Origin of the sequence: Jiella pacifica, from assembly GCF_010500815.1 — a bacterium.
Classification (GTDB): domain Bacteria; phylum Pseudomonadota; class Alphaproteobacteria; order Rhizobiales; family Rhizobiaceae; genus Jiella; species Jiella pacifica.
On sequence record NZ_JAAAMG010000026.1, the window covers coordinates 59,969 to 67,996 of the forward strand.

The 8,028-nt window shown below is 63.1% G+C and carries 2 protein-coding genes; one reads left to right on the plus strand and one right to left on the minus strand.

Going from position 1 to position 8,028, the window contains the following annotated elements:
* Positions 1 to 23: 23 nt before the first annotated feature.
* On the minus strand, positions 24 to 4,085 hold the full coding sequence (locus GTK09_RS23045) for a HigA family addiction module antitoxin (RefSeq protein ID WP_163465758.1): 4,062 nt from the start codon (positions 4,083 to 4,085) through the stop codon (positions 24 to 26).
* Between the two features lie 241 nt (positions 4,086 to 4,326).
* Between GTK09_RS23045 and uvrB the strand changes: the two genes are divergently transcribed.
* Positions 4,327 to 7,824: an excinuclease ABC subunit UvrB gene (gene uvrB, locus GTK09_RS23050; RefSeq protein WP_163465759.1), complete on the plus strand. Its 3,498-nt coding sequence runs from the start codon at positions 4,327 to 4,329 to the stop codon at positions 7,822 to 7,824.
* Positions 7,825 to 8,028 lie beyond the last annotated feature (204 nt).

Here is an 8,028-nt window from a genome sequence, read left to right on the forward strand (position 1 = left end):
CATGTGAAGGGGACTTCGCTTATTTAGCGGATTAGGCGCCGATTTGCTTTAGCGTCAGTGTCTTCGCGTTCGGCATCCTGAAGATATGAGCGCTCCATGCTCCGGTGCATGGCAGCGACACGGGGGTGCGAGTATTCCATCGCGTCTGCCCAACCGGCATGTCGCGCCGCGATCTCTCGCTCTTGGTTGCCGCCTTCCCCGCGAAAATGCGCGCCCCGCGAGTTGAATAGTGCGATACGAAGACCGATTTCGATCTGATCGGTCATCGTCTGTTCCAACGCGTCACGAACGGCAATGCTCGGCCAGACGCCGTCGGCGTCTTGTGGCGCATGCGACAATAGTTGTCCGATCATCTGATCCGAAACCTCCGTGCGCCCGATCAATGCGCTTCCAGCGCGCACATGCTCGATCCACGTCACAAGCGCTCCAGTATCAGTTGTGCCATCATCCTTTTCGCCAGGGATCAGCTTGATGGTATCGAGGACCTTCCAACCAGCGCGCGCGCGATCCTCCCTGCGTTCGTCGTCATTCAACAAGAGCTCAGGAGGGTCTTCGTTGTCGTCGCTTCGCTTAAACGCAAAGCCGATCGCTTGGACAAATAGCTCCGGATTTTTGGCTATTGCACGTTCGAGGTTTTCCGGGCGACCTCTGTCGTGGTCGAAAATATCGATGAACCGAAACTCAAGCGCCGCCATTTCTTCTGCGTTGATGTCGCCGCTATTGTTAAGAAATTTGAACGCACTTAGAAGATGATGCGGGTTTAGCAAATATGAACCTACCGGCTCGTTCGAGCCTTGAGAGACGGCAGCGAGCAGATTGAAGATTACGCGCGGTTGCAGGTTCTTCATCGCCCAATGCGATAGCCAGAAGGCAGCGCGGGGTCGCTCCGCCCGCAACAGCCTTTCTATAGCGAAGGTCACCTCGTCGGGCGCGCGGTTAAAATTAGGCAGGACGTCGAGCCAATACTGGTCGGTCACGTCCGCTCCGAGCGTCTCCACCACATTCCACGTTGCCCGGCAGAATAGCGCGGAAGTCAGCAACGAGACGAGATTCTTAGGCGATACGCGGTCCGCTGATTTCGCCAGTAGGTCTCGCTCCGTCGACTGCGACAGGATGCCCATTACAACGGACATCCGTGCACCCTCGACAGCGCCACCCTCCACGAGTTCTACGACCGCGTCGACCAACGCCGCATCGTCGGCAGTAACTACCGCGAACGACCATCCGACATGGTCACCCGCATCACCGCATTCAGCCAAGCGCACCAGGCCGGGAATGCCAAAAGCTGCGAATACCTCTCGCACCGCATCCTCTCGCTGCTGTGCGATCCGTTCGTCACGGGCGCGATAGTCGAAGCCGTCGTCCATGATTTCGTCGACGGATTCATCGACCCAAGACTTGCGATATAGCCAGGCGTGCTTTTGCACAGGATCCGCCGGCTCCAGCCGCTCGAATGTGGCCTTTGCACGCGCATGGCTTTGGGTTGAACTCCGCCGCTCCCGCTTGATGCGCCCCTTCCGCGTCATCGTGGTGACGCGGATGCGCTCACGCACGATCGACCTATCTTCGTCGTCGGCCGTCTCGGCCCATTTATCAACGATGTCCCAAATCCTGCCCTGCAGTGTTTCGTGCACGCCCTCCAAATGATCCAAAAGGTCGCATACCATATCACGAGTATGCGACGGCCACGCCAAAGCCATCTCGAAAGCAAACAGCGCAAACTCATTCGGCTCTGCGCCATCGAGGGGATCGCCGAGCCCATGTCCATCAGGCCGCCAGCGGGGCTTGTGGCTCGGGCTGCCAAACCGCGAATGGGGCGAAAACTGGTCTAGACAGATTTGCCACGCGGTATTCGCGTGCTTTTCGGCCAGCTTCTTCAATGCTGCTTCGCGCGCGTTCAAGTTTGCGCTCGTTTGAGGCATCCATGCCCGGAAGATCGCCGCGAGGCTGTTCGACGGTTTGTTGACGAGATTGTCATTTAGCGGGCGTTCGGCCAGTTGGCCAAGCACTAGCACGGTGCGCATAAAGAGCGCGTTCGACCACGCCATACCTTCTAGCGCCCACAACAAGCCAGTTCGCGGTGTGCTTCCGAACATAGCGTCGCTCATCGGCCGCATAAGCGCAGTTGATGCCGAGTCTGGCGACTTTATATCGGCTTCGATGATCGACAGAAACGTCTCTGGTGCCGCTTCCGCGTAAACGCCCACATTGTCGATCTGCGATTCCAGCGTCTTAGCAGTCAACGGTGACAGCAACGAGCGAACAAGGCTGTTCGTGCGCGCCTCAGTGTCGAAGTTCAAGCGGGTTTTGAACAGCCCCGGCCCGTAGACAGCGAGCAAGACCAAAGTTTCCCCAAGCCCATTGCGCAGTGCGCCAGAAATCTCCCGCGTCTTACCGTAGATGCTTGCAGCCCACCGATCCTCTTCGGGCAACTCGAGCGAGGGATCGTCCTCGCTCAAAACAACTTCTGCGACCCCAAAAAAGCGCTCAAGGTCGGCGACGGTGATCGCGTCGCGGATAGCGAACAGCACGTCGATCTTGGATACGACGCCGCGAAGCGATCCGACCGACCAGACCGGCGAGCTGTCGAGCGGCAGCAGCGCCGAGAGGCGACGTTCCAGTTCGTCGAACGGCACGTCGCCGGCGAGCAGCTCAAGCGTCGCGCGATCAGTTTTGTTGTCCGCTTTCCAAACTCCGCCGAATAGGTACGGGATCAGGCTGCGTGCCAAATTCGAGTCGGACGCCCAGTCGGGCGTGCTTATCGCTGGTAGCGTTGATAGGCGGCGGCGCAAAACGGTCGGCGAGCGCCCCGACTCGCGCGCGAGTCGGTCGATACGGTCGCGGTCGAGATCCATAGCCTGCAGCGCGGTGTCGAAGGACCGCCAATTTAGCGTTTCTAGAATAATGTCGGCTTCGTCGGCGAGAGCGTTGCGCGGGTAGAGAATGAAGGACGGCATCGACGACTTGAACGGCGCGAACTCCTTTTCCACGTCGCGCGACGCGATCACCGGTATGAAGTTAGAAACCCGGGAAGCGAGCTTGCTGAGAGAGCCCGGCTCGCGGAAGACGATGATACGGTCGCGGTAAGTTCCGAATGCTTCGCTCTCGGCTGCAAACGCCGCGCTCAAAAACGCGAGCGCCTCGTCCTTGGAATCGGCAGTTATGATCAGCGGTCGCGAGGGATTTTCCGTCAATCCGCGCCGTAGTGTCGGCTCCGCTGCCCGCACCGCGTCGGCGAACAACATTGGCGACAAGCTGGGTTCGCAATCCGCCGACCAGTTCTTCCACGCCTCGTCCAGCGAGATCGTGCCCCTCGCGTCTTGACCCGTTTCATTGGCAAACCACGTCTGGCCCGGTAGCGACTGCTCCAGCCACTGCTCGAGATCGCTCGCGTCATAGGCGCGAACGTCCTTCCACAACTTTTTCGCCTTCTGCTCTTTCACCCACTTGGCCTTGGATTCCCACCTGCGCGGCGTGACGAACACGAAAGTCATCGATTTCCGCTGTTTTGCGTCATTCCCGATAACGCTCTTTGCGAAGTCGCCGTCAGCCTTGCCTTTTATGTTGACGTTGACGCCAAACTCCCAACCTGAATGGCCAGCGGGAATCTTCGAGGTGGCCTGACCGGCGACAACTTCACCGTCCCAGCCAGCCCGTTCAGCGTCGTCATTTCCGGGAAAGTCCACTTTCGACAGTTGTGCGCCGGTCGAGTTCACGAGCGTGCGTAGGAGAACCGATAAACGCTGACGTGGGGCAGTGCCCGACGCCGCCCACTCTTCGATGCGAGCAGCCTTGCTCTGTAGGAATGGCGGCACATAAGCACCGATAATCGGCGCGCCAGTCGCGCGTTTCGTATGGGCCGCGTCCCAAGCGCTTTGCCTGTCAAGTAGCTCGCGGGCCGATGCGCCAAAGGCGGCTTCGAGCCGGGCGGCCATCTCTGGCGAGAGGTCGGCATTGCCGTTTAGAAAGTTTGATATCGTCGGGCGGCTGACTTCAAGGAGCTTCGCGGCCCTCGTGACGTTCATGTCGCCGGGAATGACGTGAGCGCGCACATAGGCGCCGGGGTGCAGGACATCTTTTTTCATGATTACAGCGTGACAGGTTACTCACATATTCGCAATAGCGTGTAGCGTTACACACTACAAAATTCAATTTTTGTGCCTGAGGACTCAAATTAGGTTTCCTCGTTCATCGCTTTGAAGAGCGGCCGCTCTCTACGTTCAGTTATCTATCGCGAATCAGCGGAAACGACGAGAAACTGCCGTAGCCCTTGAAGCCCCCTCCACCACCTTCCCTCCCCGCCCGCTGATCTCTATATGTTCCGGCATGGCTTCCAGACCTCGCAAATCCCCCCGCCGCCCCGCGTCCTCTGGCTCGGCGCCCGATGAACCGGCCTTCGATCCGTCCGCTCCGGCCCGGCGCGGGCCGTTGCAGGATTTTTCGGAGGCCTCGACACGTGCCGACGATGCCGGCGAACGGCAGGGGTTTGGCGAGGCGCCGCAGGCGGCGTTCGAGGCGGGTGAAGCCTATGCCGGCTCGATCTCCGGCTGGGCCGACGAGATCGCCCGGGCGACCGAGACCAGGGCGGAACGGGCGGCCGATGCCGGCGTCGATCCCAGCAAGGCCGCGGCCGCCAAGCCGAAAACCACGCGCGGGCCCAAGCCGAAAGCCGAGCAGAAACCCGGCAAGACCGCCCGCGGCACCTCCATGGGCGGCACCTCCGATCCGAAGCAGCGCGCCGCCGCCGGGCTCAATCCCGTCGCCGGCATGGACGTCAGCCTCGAAGACGCCAAGAGCCTGCCCGAGGGCGGCGTCACTGCCACCGTCGAGGCGCTGACCAAGCTGATCTCCGAGGGCAACCCGCTGATCAAGAACGGCGAGGTCTGGCTGCCCCACCGCCCGGCCCGGCCGGACAAGTCGGAAGGCGGCGTGCCCTTCCGCATCGCCTCGGACTACACCCCGATGGGCGACCAGCCGACCGCCATCGCCGATCTCGTCTCGGGCATTTCCGACCACGACAAGACCCAGGTGCTCCTCGGCGTCACCGGCTCGGGCAAGACCTTCACCGTCGCCAACGTCATCGAGCGCACCCAGCGCCCGGCGCTGATCCTCGCGCCGAACAAGACGCTGGCGGCCCAGCTCTATGGCGAGTTCAAGTCCTTCTTCCCGGACAACGCCGTCGAGTATTTCGTCTCCTACTACGACTACTACCAGCCCGAGGCCTATGTCCCGCGCTCCGACACCTTCATCGAGAAGGAATCCTCGATCAACGAGCAGATCGACCGGATGCGCCACGCCGCCACCCGCGCGCTGCTCGAGCGCGACGACGTCATCATCGTCGCCTCGGTCTCCTGCATCTACGGTATCGGCTCGGTCGAGACCTATACGGCGATGACCTTCCAGATGCAGGTCGGCGACCGCCTGGATCAACGCCAGCTCCTCGCCGACCTCGTCGCCCAGCAATACAAGCGCCGCGACATGGACTTCCAGCGCGGCTCCTTCCGGGTGCGCGGCGACACCATCGAGATCTTCCCCGCCCATCTGGAGGACCGCGCCTGGCGCATCTCGCTGTTCGGCGACGAGATCGAGGCGATCCAGGAGTTCGATCCCCTCACCGGCTCCAAGACCGACGACCTGAAGTCGGTGAAGATCTACGCCAATTCCCACTACGTCACCCCCCGCCCGACGCTCAACCAGGCGGTGAAGCAGATCAAGGAAGAGCTGAAGCACCGCCTCGTCGAGCTGGAAAAGGCCGGCCGCCTCTTGGAAGCCCAGCGCCTCGAACAGCGCACCCGCTTCGACATCGAGATGATCGAGGCCACCGGCTCCTGCGCCGGCATCGAGAACTATTCGCGCTATCTCACCGGCCGCCAGCCCGGCCACCCGCCGCCGACCCTGTTCGAATATCTCCCCGACAACGCCCTCGTCTTCATCGACGAGAGCCACGTCACCGTGCCGCAGATCGGCGCCATGTATCGCGGCGACTTCCGCCGCAAGGCGACGCTGGCCGAATACGGCTTCCGCCTGCCCTCCTGCATGGACAACCGGCCGCTCCGCTTCGAGGAGTGGGACGCCATGCGCCCGCAGACCGTGGCAGTCTCGGCCACCCCCTCCACCTGGGAGATGGAAGAATCCGGCGGCGTCTTCGCCGAGCAGGTGATCCGCCCCACCGGCCTGACCGATCCCCCGGTCGAGGTCCGCCCCGCCCGCTCCCAGGTCGACGACCTCCTCGGCGAGATCCGCGAGACCGTCGACAAGGGCTACCGCGTCCTCGTCACCGTCCTGACCAAGCGCATGGCCGAGGACCTCACCGAATATCTGCACGAGCAGGGCATTCGGGTCAGGTACATGCATTCGGACATCGACACGCTGGAGCGCATCGAGATCATCCGCGATCTGCGCCTCGGCGCCTTCGACGTGCTGGTCGGCATCAACCTGTTGCGCGAGGGCCTCGACATCCCCGAATGCGGCCTCGTCGCGATTCTCGACGCCGACAAGGAGGGCTTCCTGCGCTCCGAGACCTCCCTCGTTCAGACCATCGGCCGCGCCGCGCGCAACGTCGACGGCAAGGTCATCCTCTATGCCGACCACGTCACCGGCTCGATGGAGCGGGCGATGGCCGAGACCACCCGCCGCCGCGAGAAGCAGGAGGCCTACAACGCCGAGCACGGCATCACGCCTGCGAGCGTGAAGGCCAAGATCGCCGACATTCTCGACAGCTACTACGAGAAGGACCACGTCCGCATCGACGTCGGCGGCGGCGCCAAGGAAGGCGAGCTCGTCGGCAACAATCTGCGCGCCCATATCGCGCACCTCGAAAAACAGATGCGCGAATCCGCCGCCGACCTCGACTTCGAACGCGCCGCCCGCGTGCGCGACGAGATCAAGAAACTCAACGCCAAGGAACTGGAATTCGGCGGCAACGTCTCGCTGGACGCCGTCACCGACGCCGGCGCCCCCACCTCCCCCCTGAGGGGAGGTCGCGCCGCAGGCGCGGGTGGGGGTTCCTCGCGCAGCGAGGACACAAATGACCCCTTCGCCGACGCCGTCGCCATGGAGGAATCCGTCATGGGCCCCTCCACCGGCCGCACAAAGCACGGCAAGAAGGCCAAGCGCGACCGCGCCCCGATCGGCGACGAACGCTTCGGCCCCCGCGGCGAAGTCCTCAAGGCCCCCGGCTCCGGCGCCGTCAGCGCCCCCGCCTCGCTGTTCCGCAAGCCGAGCCTGGACGACATGGGCCCCGGCACCGACACGGCGGTGCCCGCCGGACGCAACGCTTCCACCTCCGATGACCGTCATTCCGGGGCGCCGTCCCCCGACGATCGTCATTCTCGGGCCCCGTCCCGAGAATCCAGGGACGACGGGCGCAACCGTCCTTCCCCTCATCCTGAGGTGCCCGGAACGGGCCTCGAAGGACGAGGGGAAGGCTCCCGCTCCTACTTCCGCAAGAACACCCTCGACGAAATGACCGTCGGCCGCACCGAAAAGCCCACCGGCAAGGCGCCGCCGAAGAAGCCGGCGGCAGAGCAGAAGGGCTCGACGCCCACCTCCCCCTTGAGGGGAGGTCCGAGCGCAGCGAGGGGTGGGGGTCAGCATACGTCACACATGGGGGAAACCTCGCAGGACGACGACCCGCCGAGCGGAGCCGGCGCCCCCCCACGCGGCGCTACGCGCCGACCTCCCCACCAGGGGGAGGTGGGGCGCCCCAACGACGACTCCCCCGCCCCCCTCCGCCGCGAACGCATCGGCCGCGGCTCCTACGAGGACCCCGGCGACCAGAAGCGCAAACGTCGGCCCGGCAAGACCGGGCGGCCGGGACGGTAACGCCGCAAACGCGGGCGCCCCTCTCTCCCCCTTGTGGGAGAGAAAGTCATTCCAAGGAATTGGGCCAAGCGCAGCGAGTCTCCCGTGAAGAATTTCGAAGCCACTGAAATGGCTGACTGATCGGCATGTGCAAAGATTTGACTTTCGCCGGTTTCAGCCGTGTGTGGCCGCAGAAACTTGCAAATTGCGTTGCTGCGGCGGGCG

Excerpts from the sequence above, each read along its gene's own strand:
- GTK09_RS23045 (WP_163465758.1), bottom strand. The coding sequence starts at position 4,085 with ATGAAAAAAGATGTCCTGCACCCCGGCGCCTATGTGCGCGCTCACGTC.
- uvrB (WP_163465759.1), top strand. The coding sequence starts at position 4,327 with ATGGCTTCCAGACCTCGCAAATCCCCCCGCCGCCCCGCGTCCTCTGGC.